This window comes from Sphingomonas sp. DC5200-1 (assembly GCF_049897245.1).
Classification (GTDB): Bacteria; Pseudomonadota; Alphaproteobacteria; order Sphingomonadales; family Sphingomonadaceae; genus Sphingomonas; species Sphingomonas aquatilis.
In genome coordinates this window covers 220606-234295 of the sequence record NZ_JAFCVW010000005.1, presented here as the reverse complement: position 1 = coordinate 234295, position 13690 = coordinate 220606, and the positions used below count along the sequence as shown (strand labels likewise).

Genomic DNA, 13690 nt, shown 5'->3' with positions numbered 1-13690 from the left:
AAGGGGGCGACGTTGACCCGATGGCAGTGGCTTATCCGCCTGCTCAGCCGCAGGATGTGGTTCAGGGCGGCGCTGGTCTGCGCCTTCGGCGGCGCCCTTGCGCTGACGGGCGCGTTGGTGGGGCACACGATATCGTACGACTTCGCCGCGAAGATCGGCTCGAAGTCGGTCGACAACATCCTCACCATCCTGGCGTCCAGCATGCTCGCCGTGACGACCTTCTCGCTGACCGCGATGGTCTCGGCCTATTCGGGCGCGACCAGCACGCTCACCCCGCGTGCCGTGCAACTGCTGATCGACGACAGTACCGCGCAGAATACGCTGGCGACCTTCCTCGGCAGCTTCCTGTTCGCGATCGTCGGCATCATCGCGCTATCGACCGGGCTGTACGGCGAGACGGGGCGCGTGATCCTGTTCTTCGGCACGATCGTCGTCATCCTGTTCATCGTCTTCACGCTGCTGCGTTGGATCGAACATATCGCGCGGTTCGGCCGCGTCGCGGATACGATCGATCGGGTGGAGCGCGCGGCGCTGGCCGCGGTCGACACGATCGCCATGCCATTGGCCTTCGATACGAGGTCCGACAGCTCGCCCCCTCGCGACACGGTGGCGATTTACCCGGAGACGGTCGCGCGAGTGACCCATGTCGATCTCGCCGTGCTGGGCGAGATCGCTGAGGCCGTGGACGCCGACATTTACATTCTCGCCCTGCCCGGCAAGTTGGTGGAACCCGAACGGCCACTAGCGCTCATCGCCCGTGCGTGCGACGATGACCGTATTGCGCGTATTCGCTCGGCCTTCACCCTGTCGCATCACCGGGCCTTCGACCATGATCCGCGGTTCGGTCTGATCGTGCTGTCCGAAATCGCGTCGCGAGCGCTGTCCCCCGCGGTCAACGATCCGGGCACGGCGATTGCGGTGATAGAGGCGGGTTCCCGCGTCCTGCGGCGGATCGTCGATCATCGCGCCGATGTGCCGTCCTTGCCCGCTCGGGTGCATATTCCCGCCATCTACCTCGCCGACCTGCTCGACGATTGGTGCCGCCCGATCGCACGCGACGGTGCCGCCACGATCGAAGTCGGCATACGTCTGCAAAAGGCTCTTGGTGCGCTAGCCGGGCATGCCGAGGACGCCCGTCCCCTCATCCGACGCGAGGCGCAGGATGCCGTCGAGCGCGCAAAGGCGGCATTGACAAGCGGCGCTGACCGGGCGGCAATCGAGCGGGCCTATGCGTCCTGTTTCGGTCAGGGTTGACCCACAAACGGTCGTTTAGCGGCAATGTCCGTGTTCCCCAAGCGAGCCGCTCCTGGACGCTGAGGGCGGCCATTTCGGATGGATTAGTTCCCGCCTCGCTTCAGGTTGCTCTCCCCTGCGTCGGGTTTTACGACGGAGCAGTTCATATGGCTTACCCCGCAAGTCGCGGCCGCCATGAAAGCCGGGCTCTCGATGGAACTGGTTCGCGGATAAATAGAGATAGTCACCGGGACCGATCGACAGGGTATCGGGCCAGTTGATCGGGGATCGCTGCCCAGCGTCGATCGGTGACCGCGATCGAGCAAGCGGCTCGGTTTGTGTTCATAGTCACCGGCAAAGACAAGCCCTCGCAGGTGCCCCGTCGAGGCGGCGGACACTCGCCATGCCTACGCAATGGACCGAGACGTTTCTCCAGCTTGATCCGGGCGATCGCTCGATCAATACCGGACGCCTTCACGCAGTCGTCTCCGATCGTGAGCGTCGCGAACCCCAGCGCGCCAATGATCCCCGGAACGCCGCCCCCTAACGCCAGCAGCACCGTCACGACCACCACCATAAGGACCGTGGCGAAGGCGTTGGCGATGTTGTTGACCGCGATCGTCCGAGAACGTTCCGCCGGGTCGATGTCCGCTTGAAGGGAGGGCGTAGAGCGGCACGATGAATACGCCACCCGATAACGCTGGACCGATCAGCCCCGCCAGGATCGGCCAACCGCCCAAACTTACCAGAAACGCCGATATGTCGGCACCGGCCACCGCGATTGAGACGCTGCGCGTCACGATCCACAATGCGATCAGGGATGCAGCCATGCCCAGTGCGGCGATCGGCTCGTAGCCCGCGGTCACCTCGCCACCGAGCAGCTTGCTCACTGCCAGCGATCCGCCGGCGGCCAATATTGAGAAGACGAGCAGAGACAGGGTCACCGGACCGGCGCCGGCACCCAGCGTACCGCTGACCAGCGGCGCGAACTCCGACATCAGGATTGCAACGAAGGAGAAGAGCCAACTGATGCCAAGGATCGGCGGCCACACGCCGCGACGCGCCCGCGCTACCGACAGAATCGCAACCGTGCTGCGCGACACGTTGCGTTCAATAACAAGCCCCCGTGCCGCCGCCGGCGCGCTCGGCACCGTCAGACTGGCGACGAAGCCGACCGCCGCTACCGCCACGGCCACGAACGCGGCTTTCCGCCTCGGGATAAGGCCGCCGAGCAACTGCCCAGTCAACATCGCCAGAAACGTTCCTACTTCGATCAGCCCGGTGCCACCCATCAGCTCGTGGCGATCCAGATGCCGCGGCAGGATCGAATATTCGACCAGCCCGAACACTATCGAGTGCATGTCCATCACGAACGGACAGGCGAGCAGCACCGGCACCGATCCGAACAAGAACCCGCCCAGCACCAGCATCATAATGCCGATCTCGACAGCCTTTACCGCACGAACCTGCGCCGCCTTATCCCATTTATCGTCAAATTGACCGGCAAAGCCCAACAACAGGAAGTAGACAAAGATGAAAAGGCCTGTGGCGATCTTGCGTGGGCATGAACCGGACTTCAATTCGTTCTAGGCGATAGCGGTGAAAGTTTCATGGGTCTCGTCGGGCAGGTAGCGGCTGTAGAGCCAGCCGACGCCGATCATACTGAAGCCGAGCGCGGCGAAGGACGCGATGCGCGCCAGACCGTCGAGGCCGGCGGCATCAAACAGGAACACCTTCACGACCGCGACCAGCATCAGCGCCAAGCTGGCAAGGCGCCAGTCGCGGGCGCGGCGGACGATCCCGACGCATAGGAACGCACCCGCGAGCACCAGCGCGAGGATCGATCGCGCGATCTGCTCGCCTGCTCCGGTGCCGGTCGAAAGTAGCATCGGCGTGTGGCTGACCTGCCGGAGGAGCGTGAAGGCGGCGACGACGATCAGCAGCATCAGCGCGCCATCACGCTGGCGGATGGCAGCGGGCAGCAGGCGCGGAATCGCCCACAGCAGCCCGCCCATGATCGCATAGGACAGCGCCAGCCACGGCCCCGGCTGCTGCAGCGCGAGCAGCGGATTGAGGACGATCCCCGTAAACCACACGCCATGGCCAAGCACCGCCGTGCCGAGGGCAATGGCGGCATCGTCACGCCGCCATCTCCACGCGGCGACCGCGGCGATCGCCAGCATTCCCTCCCAAAGCGTCCGCTCCATCATCGACCGAGCGAGAAACGAGGCATGACTGTCGATCCCGACCACCCGCACCAGCACGACATGCGCCGCCACCACCAACAGCGCACCCGCGCCGATGGCGGCACCGCGCCGGACTACACGCGGAGACGAGAGGAGACGCAGCGCCACCAGCAGCGCCCCACCCGGCAGCGCGATCCGTAGGAAAGCGTTACCCAGACTCGGCCAGGCGTCGACGAGCACCACGGCCCCCGTAGCGGCAACCAATGCCGAGGAGCTCCAGGCCAGCAGCGGTACGATCGTCCAGCCCGTAGCGATGGCACCGGCCGCCAGCGTGGCGGGGAGAACGGTCGCGCGGCGCGAAACGGCGAGCACACACAGCATGACGACAGGTACGAGCGGCAACATGCTTCCCGACACGACCTGTGCCATTGCGCCATAGCCGATCAGCACCGCTGCCGGCTGCATCACCGCTGCGCGCGTGCCCGTCGAGCGGATCGCCAGACCCAGCCCCGCCATGGCGGGCACGATCCACGCGGCCACCTGTCCGCTCCCCGCCTCGCCGGACAACCGGCCGATACCTTCGCCGACACCCAGCAAAGCCATCGTCGCCGCGCCGAAGACCCAGCCCGCTCGCTCTATCCGCCGGTCATTCGCCAGGTCGGCGAGCGTCATCATCGCGGCGCACAGCAACGCCGACGCCGACGCCCACTCCGCGAAGGGCAGCATCTGCGCCGCGGCCAGCGCCAGCGACCCCGCCGCCGTGATTACTAGCGTCGCAAAGCGTGTGTCGTCAGCTCGACCGGCCGCGCGCCATCCGCGCGCCGCCACGCCCGCCGCCAGAGCGGCGCCGATCAAAGCCGCGAACCCGACATGATCGAAACGCAAGGCCGGCAGCACGCCGATGGCCACCGCGACGGCCACCACCATCGAGGCATCGACCGGCCGGGCATCTTCTCGCCACACGCGCAGGGCGGCGGGAACCGCATGGATGGCAACCAGTGCCGCCAGAAGCGCTCCCATCCCCGCAACGGTCGTTTCTGGCCACGCAACGCCGAGCAGGATCGCCACGCCCAGAGCCAGCGCAGGAACGTCTGCGAACAGCGGCTCTCGTCGCGACAGCCAAAGGATCGCCAGCGAGATCAACCCGAACAAGCCCCAGTCGAGCGGCGCGAACCCACCCAGCGCAACCAGCGCGGCCAGTTGCGCGCAACCGAGCACGGCTGCCGCGACGCGCAGAAGCGCGGCTCGGTCACCGGCCAGCAGGAGCGGCAACGCGATGGCGAGCACCAGCGTGTAGAGGCCGGCCGACAGCGCCGCCGCCAGATCGAGCGCACCGCCCAGGATCAGCAGCGCCCCCCAGCCGAAGCCGCCGGCCAGCGCCAACGCACCAAGCCACCACCAACGCTGCTGCCGTCCCAGCGCGCACAGCCCGCCGACCGTCAGCGCCAGATACAGTGTCAGCAGTGGCACGTTCGGCTCACCGGCACCGACCAGCGCCGGTGCCGCGAGCCCCCCCACCAACCCGAGCACCGCACTCGGCGCGCCGAAGCGCGACGCCAGCGCACCCGCCAGTACCGTCACCAGTGCCATCGCGACGAAGGCCGTGCCCGGCCCGATCAGATGGTAAAGATGCGTCGCCGCCAGCGTCACCGCATAGAGCGTGGCAATGCCGGCGCCCGCCAGCGACTGGCGCACGCGCGGATCGCGCACCACGGCTTCGCGACGCATCGCCACTTCCGCGCCACCGATCAGGCCAGCGCCGAAGATCAGCCCGAACATCACCCGCACCCAGGGCGAGAGAAGGCCCGCCTCGATCGAGTAGCGGACGACCAGCACCCCCGCGACCGCCAGCGTCAGCCCACCCGCCCAGATCGGCAGCCGCCGCCCGAACACATCCTCGAAGCGCGACGACGGCGGCGGAATCTCGATTGCTGCCAACTCCGCCAAGAATGACTGCTGCGGCAGTTCGGCGATTGGCGCCGGGGTCGAGACCACCGGTTCGGCGATCGGCTCCGCCGGGCGATCCTCGGCATCTACCAGATCGGGGAGCGGCTCAAGCGGGACATACACGGGCTGCGATGGCACCGCCGCTACCGGGGTCGCGGACGCAGCGAACCAGCCTTCCAATGTTTCGACGCGGTCACGCAGCCGCCGAACCTCTTGCCACAGAAACCCGATAGCTAAGCACCCGACGATCAACAGCAGCAGCGGCATCGCCGACCTCCTCGATTCGCCGCGAAAGTAGCACAAATAAAGCAGTGCTCAATATATGAATTGGACAATGCTCAATTGCTGATCTATCGCTTCTCCATGGGCCGCCGATCCGACCACAGCCGCGCCGAGCTCGAGGAGTTGATCCTGTCGACGGGATCCGCGCTGATCGCCGAGGCCGGATTGGGCGGCTTCTCTGCCCGCGAAGTGGCGCGACGGATCGGCTACTCAATCGGTACGATCCACAACGTCTTCGGCACGGCCGACCGCCTGATCGCGGCGATCAACACGCGCAGCTTCGCCGCCTGGGCAGAATCGTTGCGCCTGCGGCTAGATGAGGCTGGCTCCGACGGGGACCGGATCGCGGCGCTGGTCGACGGCTATTTTGGGTTCGCGCGTGAACATCCGTACCTCTGGACCGCCATCTTCGACCACCGCCTGCCCCCCGACAGCGGACTGACCGAGGCCGACGAAACCGGTCGCAGCCTGCTGACCCGTATCGTCGTCGAGGAGATAGCACATGCTGTCGATTGCGAGGCCGACGACGACCTCGCCACCCTCGCGCGATCGCTTATCGCGACGGTGCACGGTCACTGCGCCTTCGCAATCAGCGGCGCGTGGGCTTTGATGGGCGAAGCAGCGCCCGAGGCGGCGGCTCTGACACGCGTGCGGGAGGCGCTCGCCGCGAGATCAGCGCGCTGATCGATCTGCGTGACAGACGAAGACGATACCACGATCGATCTGCGTGACAGACGAAGACGATACCACGGCGAGCCGCTCTTAGTCATCCATGGCCCATCGCAGCACCCGGACGCAGCCCGTTCGGGCATCGTCAAGCGGAAGCTTCACGCCCTCGAAATATCGCTCATCGACGAGGGCAACGCCCTCCTCTCGCTCCAAATGGCATGCGACCAAGAAAGTGTAGCCAAGCTCGCATCGCGTTCTGATCCACGCTCTCCGGATGGACGCCAATCTTCGGGCCCAGAAAGTCCTTGATGTGGTTCTCGACGCCGGACCGCCTGCGAGGCGGTGGATTCAGAGCGACGTCGGAGAACTGTTCATCCCGCTTCCAGAGTGCCACCCAATTGTGTGCAAAGGGGAGCGGCATTGCCCGCATCGCCTAGTATTCCGAGGGTGTGGCCTCACGGTCATTGCATCGGCAATCGACAGTCCCATAATATGGGAGCCGCAGCATAATGGCTTCGTGGAATCGCTCCATGGTCGCTTGCGCGACGAGTGCTTGAACGAGCGCCTATTTTCATCGCTGGCTGCAGCGAGATGAATCATCAGGGCATGGTGGACGGATACGACACCGTGCGTCCGCACGGCAGCCTCGGCGACATGACACCCGCCGAGTTCACGAACCGTCCCAGCCACGGGCTAAGGACACGCAAGATAATTTATCAGCGGCCTGAAAACGGGGAACAGGTCATTCGGGAAGGCATATCCTGCAATATCAATCATCGCTGGCAGACTACCGGCTTACGCGATGTCCGCTAGTGAGCGACACCTGCCAAAGGCAGGACCTCAAAACGGCCATTCACAGGCCGGTTCGATGTCTTCCACTTCTGCCGTTCGTTCACCTCAAAAGGATAAGCAGCGGAGCCAGCTGGCGGCTTCAGAGGTCATCGACGGCGATCCGCAGCTGGGTAATACAGCCACGTACCGGGTGGTATCGGTACGCCATCATGATAGTCTCGACGGATGCTAGCCAACTTTCTGACGCCGGCCTATCTACCGTTCGCGATAGCGTTCTTTATCATGATCGGGATTGGCCTGATCGAAGCTGTCGGTCTGGGGCTTGGCCATCTCGACCTGAGTGCTGACGTCGGTGTCGATGGACATCACGGTGTGCTAGACTGGCTGGGACTGAGCAGCGAGTTGCCAGTCCTGATCTGGCTGACCTCTCTACTCGGATGCTTCACCCTGACCGGGGTTGCCATTCAGCAGGGGGTCTCCTCTTTTTCTGGCGCACCGCTGCCATGGCCGCTGGCTTGTATCGGTGCGCTGATCGGCGGTGGCCTCCTCAACATCGGCGCTGCTCATGGCCTTGCCCGGATCATGCCGGGCTTTGAAAGCAGCGTGATCTCGACGAACGATCTGTTGAGACGGCGTAGCACCATTCTTGAAGGCGCCGCGCGGCGCGGGGCCCCTGCCCGGGCCAAAGTCGTCGACCAGCACGGACAGGCCCATATCATCATGGTTGAGCCGCACGACGATGCGGCCGTCATTGGGACGGGTGAGCGCGCGTTGCTAGTCCGCCGCGAGGGGCAGATATTTTTCGCCCTGGCCGAAGATGATTCTCTTCTTCGATCGATCTGATACATGTGACGACTAAAAGGGGGGGAACACATGCCTGCATCGCTACTGAACGTCCTGATCTATGCAGGCATCGTGTTGTTTGCCTTCATGGTCATCGGCATCATCCTGACCCGGCTTTACCGCCGTGCGACCAAAGATGTCGCGTTAATTCGAACGGGTTTTGGCGGCGAAAAGGTGGTGCTGAACGGCGGCATCATGGTCATCCCCGTTCTTCACGAGCTGATGCAGGTCCGCCTGACGACGGTGAAGCTGGAGGTGTCGCGGCTCAACAAGGATGCCCTGATCACGCTCGACAAGCTGCGGGTCGATGTCGTTGGCCTGTTCCATATCCAGGTCAAGCCCGACGCGGAGTCAATCGCCGCTGCCGCACAGACGCTGGGCGATTCGGTGAACAATCCGGATGCGGTCAAGTCACTGCTCGATGGCAAGCTGGTCTCGGCGTTACGGTCGGTAGCCGCAACGATGACGATGGAGCACCTCCACGCCAATCGCGCAGACTTCATCCAGAAGGTGCAGGAGGCGCTACTCACCGATCTCGATATGAACGGATTCCACTTGGAGTCGGTGTCGATCACGCATTTCGACCAGACTGCCTTTGAGCATTTCAACGAAAACAACGCTTTCGATGCCGAAGGTTTGACGGTGCTGACGCGCACCATTGAGGAGCGCAAGAAGACCCGCAACGATATCGTCGCGACCAACCGAGTGGCGATCGAGCAACGAAACCTGGAAGCCAACAACCAGTCGCTGGAGATCGCTCAGGCTGCCGAACAGGCACGGTTGCTTCAGGAACAGACGCTTTCCGCGCGCCGCGCCGAACAGGCCACCGCGATCGCGACCGCCGAAGCGGAACAGACCCGCCTCGCCGAAATTGCCCGGATCACGGCCAACCAGGCACAGACCGTGGCGCAGACCGAGGCGGACAAGGTGATCAAGACCGCCACGATCGCGCGCGATGGCGCGATCCAGACGGCGACGATCGAGCGCGACCGTACCATCGAGATCGCGCGCATCACGACCGCCGTGCAGACCGCGCAAAAGTCCGAGGAAGAGTCCACCGCGACGGCCGCCGCCAACGAGGCGCGCGCGCTCGCAGTCCGCGCCGAGGAAAGTGTCGCTACCGCCAAAGCAACGGAAATCGCCAATCGCAACAAGAACGTAGCAGTGATCGCAGCGACACAGCGTGCGCAGGAAGAGGCCGTTCAGATTACCGTCGCCGCCACTGCTGAGAAAGAGGCTGCGGAAGCCCGCGCAAGTGCGCTTCGCACGGAGGCCGTAGCCGAAGCCGATGCCGAAAAGGCACGCGCCGAAGGGCGTGAGGCCGCTTTCAAGGTCGATGCGGCCGGCCAGGCTTCGCTGAACGAAGCCACCAACATCCTCAGCGATGCACAGACCGCACTCCTGATCCGCAAGGCTATGCTAGAGGCCCTGCCCGCGATCATAGCCGCTGCCAGCAAGCCTATGGAGAACATCGATCGGATTAGCATCGTCGATGCTCGCGGCCTTCACGGCGAGGCGCCGGCCGGCGAGCCAGGCGGCAACGGCGGTCAGGTCAATTTGGCAGATGCGGCAGTCTCCGCAGCGATGCGATACCGGGTGGGCGGTCCGTTGATCGATGGATTGATGGCGGAGCTCGGCATCGCTGGAGGCTCTCTCAATGGGATGCTCTCGGGGACAAGCGCAGCCGTTGAACCTTCACAGAGGTCAATGCCGCTCAACGGCGTGGGCCCGACAAAGAATGATCCTGCTTCAAGACCAGCCTGACCCAGTTGCGGTCATTCGCGGCGGACTGTCGCCTCTCCACATTTAGCCGTTCATCCATCTTTGCGGCGGCAGGCGATCAAGGCGGGCAGTGGGCTTGGGGCACGTTGCCGCCTTCTCGAAGACGATGGCAGACCGTGCGGAAAGTCGCTGACGAATTCCATCGGTTTGCGGACAGGCGTATGCTGCGGTAAAGCTACCAAAACGCACAGATCCGTACCGAACACTGGGTTCGCCTGTTGGACGATCTCGACCTGATGGAGCCTCGCCAGGCCGGGTATCAGCCCCACGAGGACGCCGAACCGGTGCTGCTGCTGGATTATGTCGCGATCAACCGCGACCGGCTCGAAGCGCTGGATAGCGCGGCGGTGGCGCAGTTGCAGGCGCTTGGCGGCTGGGGGCCTGCCTATGCCCATCTGCTCTCCGCCGGCAATTGGGAACGCCTGACGCTCGCCGCGGAACGCTAAGGCCGGTCTTTACTAAAAGCCGCTAGACGCACCGGCGAACCGCTTACGCCTTGCCGCTGGCGATCGCGACAGGCGCCGTCGTGATCTGGACCTGTCTTGCGCTCGACGCCCTGATCCGGCGCCGCGCCCGGCCCGACCGGGCGGACATCGCGAACGTTCGCGACCTTCAGCACGAAAACCGCGCGACAATGGACGATCAGGCCCACCGTCTGGATCGGCTGGAAACCATCGTGACGTTCCTGGCCGCCCAACCCGCCCTCGACACCGCCGAGCGCGAACTGGCGAGGGCGGCAGCGGCGGTCGAACAGTGGGATTCCCTGTCAGAAACCCTGCCGATCTAATATGAAGCCCGGCGGACTTGGGCGGAATTGGCAGAACGCTTTGTTCCCGGCTGCACCAGCGATGCCGACATGCCAACGCCCGACCAGCTGAGCAATGCACGCGACCAGCTCCCGATTACAAAGAACTTTTCCAGTGGAGATCTGAAAGCCGCAACGCACTATCTGGTACGGGCTGATCAAACACATCAGGCTTTACGCTCACTTCGATGGTACGGATCATCTTTGACTAAAGATCAGCTATGGCCCAACCTCGATCGACATCCTGAGGAGTGACCAGCCGGACGAGGTCGGCAGGTGGACGATGCCGGCCGCACGCCGCGCCCTGAGTCGAAGCGGCTGTTCGTCACCGGCGATGCGTGAGAATGCCGCCGTCGGGAACCGGCATCTGGTTCATGGCATGGAACTGCCGACCACGTCGTTCTCGCTCGGCGCGTTAGCCGGCAAGGTCACCGAGATGGCGGCGCGCTGAACACGAGCGGTCAAGGGCCGCGACAGGTCGGCCTTGCCACAGGCCGGGCGCGTAGCCACCGTTGCGAGATGACGAAGAAATCGGTGATGTCCGACGACTATGCCCGTGGGCGGCGGGACGGGCTGCGCCTGGCGATATCGATCCTGGCGGCAGAAGAGGCCAAATGGGACGCGCTGCTGGGTGAAAGCCCATCCTGGCGCACCAACGCGACGCGCACGATCCGCCACAAGGCCTATCAGGTCGCGCGAACGCGCGTGCAGACCGCGCTGAACCGCTTCCTGCCGAGGCTCGGGTCCGAGCTACCGGTCGAGGTCGCATCGATGATCGATCACGCCGGATTGTAGGCTGGTGCCGTTGGTGAGGTCTCGTCTTCGGACAGATGCCGCACGGACATCGCCGCTGCGCCGAACGTCCGCCCGGCAAACCACCTCAATCGGTTAACGGCGAAGGCTCGAAACCGGCCAGCAGGGCGGCGACATCGTCGTACAATGCCACCGCGCCGCCGTCCCGCAGCGTTTCGTCGCTAAACTTGCCTGATCGGACGCCGACGGCTGCGATGCCGCATTTGGCGGCGGCTTCGATGTCATATGGCGTGTCACCGCGCGGCCGAGACAGATGAACGGCTTCGGATTGGTCGAAAGCGGAATGTCTTTTCTTGGGCTTGAGCGAACGAGAAGCTGAACCAGGCTTCCGGCGATGGCCCGCGCCGACTCGTTACATCATCGCTCGCGGGGGCCGGAACGGAGATACCATTCGACGACCGCCATGTTCGGCACCCAGCAAAGCCATGCAACCACGGGATATGAGGCGGCGAAGCCGATCCCCAGGACATCGGATAGCGGCAGGTAGATCCGCAAGGTGACAGCCGCGAGCGTAAGCGCGAAGGACCGGACCATCCAGCGTCGGTGGGACGCGATGCGGCCGGAAAGAACTGCACGCAGCGCGACGCCCGTCGTTAGCAGCCATGCGATGCCGAGCGTGCCGAAGCCGATCCCCGTAACCGGCCCCGTCGATACGCCGGTCGCCAGGATCAGCGCCGACACCCCGCCGATCAGGCAACCCGCGACATAGATGCGGCCGAGAATCCGGTGGAGGAAGGGCTTGTCCTGTCGGAGATTCGGCAGGAATTGCACCGGCCCTACGAGCAATGCGGTTGCAGCCCCGGCGGCATGAATGACGATCCAGGGGCCGAAACGGCTGTTGGCCGCGATGACAGGTGGCATGGACCCCGCGGCGAAAAGGTAGCGGTAGGAAAAGATCGCAATCCCGACGCTCAGAATCGTCATACCGGCCCACGCGACCTTCTGCCCCCACGTCTTTGGAGCCGATCGCGTCGTCACGAGCACACAGCGATCCGCCTGAATCGCTGATCGATCAGCAACGTGACATGTTGCAAGGCGTGTGCCCCAACCAGAAGTTCCGGATAACGATCCGACACCCGCACCTCCACGTCAGAAAGCGTGGCTGCGCCGATGCGGAACGGCCCTTTCACCATCGCCTTGCCGGTGCTGACCGTCGTGTTGGTCAGCTTGCCTTGGCCGGCCGGCTGGAGGGCACCACCGCCGACACGATCGAACAGCGCTTTCGGCAGCACGAACGACACGTTGGCGCCTGTGTCGAGATTGCCCTCCGTCAGGGTATCGCCAATCGTCACCGGCACGCGAAAGGCCCGCTCGTACGACATGACGCCATTGCCCTCACCGGAAAGCGCGACGGCGCGCGTGAAGGTGAGGCGACGCGCCGGATAGTCGATGACCAACAGGCCATCGCCGAAGAACGCGCGCCCCAGGATGCCGGAGAACGCCGCTTCGGGGCTGAGCTTGCTGCTATAGTCCCGGGTGACGACCTCGAGATCGCGTCGGACCAAGCCGCCGAGTGCGCCGGATGCCAAGCGAACGGTCCTGACTTGCGCCGTTGCCACGCCATCAGACGTATGGCCCGATCCGGTCGGGGGAATAGCCAGCGCGGCAACCAAGCCGGCATCGGCACGCCCCATGCCGCTCGCGCCCGTATCGACGGCGAAGACGAACGGCCCTTTTCCATCGACCTTAACAGTCACATAGATCCGGCCATCGACGACGCGGAACGGCACGCTCAGAACCGCGCCAGTCATCGCTCTTCGCGCCAGGGAACAGACCCCGGGTTTGTCCGGCTTGATTGCGAAAGCGGGCGTTGTGAGACTGGCTAAGGCGGTCGCCGCAACGGTCGCTGTCCGTAGAATATTCCGGTGCATGCCCTTCCCCCGACCTTAAGCGTATTACCCATGCAATACACTTGGTGATTTGTCTTTTCAACAGCGCAAGGGGGGGCGGCGGCGATGATCGACGGAAGGCGGGGATGACAGAGGCCGCTCAGGAGACCCACAAACGGTCATGCGGAGCCCCCAACCTATACATTACCGACGGACATTCGGTCTTTTGGTTGGTCAGCCGGCCTAAGGGGCGGTCATGTCAGTGCGGATGCACCATTTATCGTCGGTGACGTCGTCCATCGACGTGCATCGTCGTCAGACGGCGGCAGCGGCACCGGGGCCCTATGGCTCACGTGTGTCCGAGAACCGATCGGTGTCGTGGCCGCGGTCACGGAGCAGGCACGGCGCTTATGGCAGGTGTTTTAACAACCCTGCCGCGCCCGTGTATTGCTAATCTATTCAGCGGTCTTCGAGAGACGCAGAGTACGGCCGTTCGCGCACCGGCGACG

General features: G+C 64.3%; 12 protein-coding genes and 2 pseudogenes. 9 read left to right on the top strand and 5 right to left on the bottom strand.

What is annotated here, in order from left to right:
• The first annotated feature begins 12 nt into the window (after nucleotides 1-12).
• Nucleotides 13-1254, top strand: a complete 1242-nt coding sequence (locus tag ACP7A3_RS12845) for a DUF2254 domain-containing protein (RefSeq protein ID WP_426255853.1) — start codon at nucleotides 13-15, stop codon at nucleotides 1252-1254.
• 437 nt (nucleotides 1255-1691) lie between these two features.
• On the opposite strand, the gene ACP7A3_RS12840 is transcribed toward ACP7A3_RS12845, so the two are convergent.
• Both ACP7A3_RS12840 and ACP7A3_RS12835 read right to left on the bottom strand, forming a co-directional pair.
• A complete protein-coding gene (locus ACP7A3_RS12840; RefSeq protein ID WP_426255852.1) occupies nucleotides 1692-2813 on the bottom strand; it encodes an MFS transporter in 1122 nt (373 codons plus the stop codon).
• Nucleotides 2814-2819: 6 nt separating this feature from the next.
• Nucleotides 2820-5633 (bottom strand): DUF2339 domain-containing protein, encoded by a 2814-nt coding sequence (locus ACP7A3_RS12835; RefSeq protein ID WP_426255851.1) that lies wholly within the window; start codon nucleotides 5631-5633, stop codon nucleotides 2820-2822.
• A 75-nt stretch (nucleotides 5634-5708) separates the two neighbouring features.
• On the opposite strand from ACP7A3_RS12835, the gene ACP7A3_RS12830 reads away from it, so the two are divergent.
• The 8 genes and pseudogenes from ACP7A3_RS12830 to ACP7A3_RS12795 all read left to right on the top strand — a co-directional run bounded on the left by ACP7A3_RS12830 (nucleotide 5709) and on the right by ACP7A3_RS12795 (nucleotide 11334).
• On the top strand, nucleotides 5709-6332 hold the full coding sequence (locus ACP7A3_RS12830; RefSeq protein ID WP_426255850.1) for a TetR/AcrR family transcriptional regulator: 624 nt from the start codon (nucleotides 5709-5711) through the stop codon (nucleotides 6330-6332).
• 481 nt (nucleotides 6333-6813) lie between these two features.
• Nucleotides 6814-6998, top strand: a pseudogene (locus tag ACP7A3_RS12825) (integrase core domain-containing protein); the annotation flags it as partial.
• A gap of 336 nt (nucleotides 6999-7334) precedes the next feature.
• Entirely contained in the window at nucleotides 7335-7952 is a 618-nt protein-coding gene (locus ACP7A3_RS12820) for an OB-fold-containig protein (RefSeq protein WP_426255849.1), read from the top strand.
• 30 nt (nucleotides 7953-7982) lie between these two features.
• Nucleotides 7983-9716 carry a flotillin family protein gene (locus tag ACP7A3_RS12815; RefSeq protein ID WP_426255848.1) on the top strand — a complete coding sequence of 578 codons (1734 nt, stop codon included), beginning with the start codon at nucleotides 7983-7985 and terminating at the stop codon, nucleotides 9714-9716.
• A 206-nt stretch (nucleotides 9717-9922) separates the two neighbouring features.
• A pseudogene (locus ACP7A3_RS12810) lies at nucleotides 9923-10180 on the top strand (SapC family protein); the annotation flags it as partial.
• A gap of 50 nt (nucleotides 10181-10230) precedes the next feature.
• A complete protein-coding gene (locus tag ACP7A3_RS12805) occupies nucleotides 10231-10521 on the top strand; it encodes a hypothetical protein (RefSeq protein ID WP_426255847.1) in 291 nt (96 codons plus the stop codon).
• A gap of 301 nt (nucleotides 10522-10822) precedes the next feature.
• Nucleotides 10823-10990, top strand: a complete 168-nt coding sequence (locus tag ACP7A3_RS12800) for a hypothetical protein (protein WP_426255846.1) — start codon at nucleotides 10823-10825, stop codon at nucleotides 10988-10990.
• Nucleotides 10991-11076: 86 nt separating this feature from the next.
• Nucleotides 11077-11334, top strand: a complete 258-nt coding sequence (locus ACP7A3_RS12795) for a hypothetical protein (RefSeq protein ID WP_426255845.1) — start codon at nucleotides 11077-11079, stop codon at nucleotides 11332-11334.
• A gap of 85 nt (nucleotides 11335-11419) precedes the next feature.
• On the opposite strand, the gene ACP7A3_RS12790 is transcribed toward ACP7A3_RS12795, so the two are convergent.
• From ACP7A3_RS12790 to ACP7A3_RS12780, 3 genes are all read right to left on the bottom strand, one after another.
• Nucleotides 11420-11605, bottom strand: a complete 186-nt coding sequence (locus tag ACP7A3_RS12790) for an HAD family hydrolase (RefSeq protein WP_426256045.1) — start codon at nucleotides 11603-11605, stop codon at nucleotides 11420-11422.
• Nucleotides 11606-11709: 104 nt separating this feature from the next.
• Complete coding sequence (locus ACP7A3_RS12785) at nucleotides 11710-12276, bottom strand: DUF2306 domain-containing protein (RefSeq protein WP_426255844.1); 567 nt, start codon at nucleotides 12274-12276, stop codon at nucleotides 11710-11712.
• A 50-nt stretch (nucleotides 12277-12326) separates the two neighbouring features.
• Nucleotides 12327-13103 (bottom strand): aspartyl protease family protein, encoded by a 777-nt coding sequence (locus ACP7A3_RS12780; protein ID WP_426255843.1) that lies wholly within the window; start codon nucleotides 13101-13103, stop codon nucleotides 12327-12329.
• Nucleotides 13104-13690: the final 587 nt, after the last annotated feature.

Coding starts and splice junctions, on each gene's coding strand:
- ACP7A3_RS12800 (WP_426255846.1), top strand. CDS start 10,823: ATGCCGGCCGCACGCCGCGCCCTGAGTCGAAGCGGCTGTTCGTCACCG.
- ACP7A3_RS12780 (WP_426255843.1), bottom strand. CDS start 13,103: ATGACTGGCGCGGTTCTGAGCGTGCCGTTCCGCGTCGTCGATGGCCGG.
- ACP7A3_RS12795 (WP_426255845.1), top strand. CDS start 11,077: ATGTCCGACGACTATGCCCGTGGGCGGCGGGACGGGCTGCGCCTGGCG.
- ACP7A3_RS12785 (WP_426255844.1), bottom strand. CDS start 12,276: ATGACGATTCTGAGCGTCGGGATTGCGATCTTTTCCTACCGCTACCTT.
- ACP7A3_RS12835 (WP_426255851.1), bottom strand. CDS start 5,633: ATGCCGCTGCTGCTGTTGATCGTCGGGTGCTTAGCTATCGGGTTTCTG.
- ACP7A3_RS12815 (WP_426255848.1), top strand. CDS start 7,983: ATGCCTGCATCGCTACTGAACGTCCTGATCTATGCAGGCATCGTGTTG.
- ACP7A3_RS12820 (WP_426255849.1), top strand. CDS start 7,335: ATGCTAGCCAACTTTCTGACGCCGGCCTATCTACCGTTCGCGATAGCG.